The organism is Aromatoleum evansii (assembly GCF_012910805.1).
GTDB classification, from domain to species: Bacteria; Pseudomonadota; Gammaproteobacteria; order Burkholderiales; family Rhodocyclaceae; genus Aromatoleum; species Aromatoleum evansii.
Window position 1 is genome coordinate 1 of the sequence record NZ_WTVK01000190.1, and the last position, 546, is coordinate 546.

General features: G+C 65.6%; 1 pseudogene. It reads left to right on the forward strand.

The features are described 5' to 3' along the window. Window positions 1-23: 23 nt before the first annotated feature. Window positions 24-546: pseudogene (locus GO615_RS27860) on the forward strand (hypothetical protein); the annotation flags it as partial.

The window sequence follows — 546 nt, forward strand, 5'->3', positions numbered from 1 at the left end:
GGGCCTGCTCGCGAGGCGATGAGATGTCATTGCTGCAGAGCACCCAGTTCCGCACCGACCGATCCGGCAACGCGACCCGCCGCGCCCTGCTCCGCACCTGGCCGGAATTCCAGAATCCCGTGGCCTGGCTGGTCGCGCTGATCCTCGTGATCATGCCGCTGATCGCCAACGGCTTCTTCCTGATCGAGATCTTCGCCACCACGCTGATCCTCGGCGTCATCGCCCTCAGCCTGATGTTCCTCGCCGGCTATGGCGGCATGGTCAGCCTGATGCAGCTCACCATCGCGGGCTTCGCCGGCTACATGGTCGCGGTGTTCGGCGTGAGCGGCAACGCCAATATCAGCCTGGGCTGGCCGTGGTGGCTGGCAACCCCGATGGCGCTGGCGCTGGCGACGCTGTTCGGCACGCTCGGCGGCGCGCTCGCGGTGCGCACCGAGGGCATCTACACCATCATGATCACGCTCGCGATCGGCGCTGCGTTCTACTATTTCACCAACCAGAACTGGGCGATCTTCAACGGCCACACCGGCATCAACACCGTGGCGA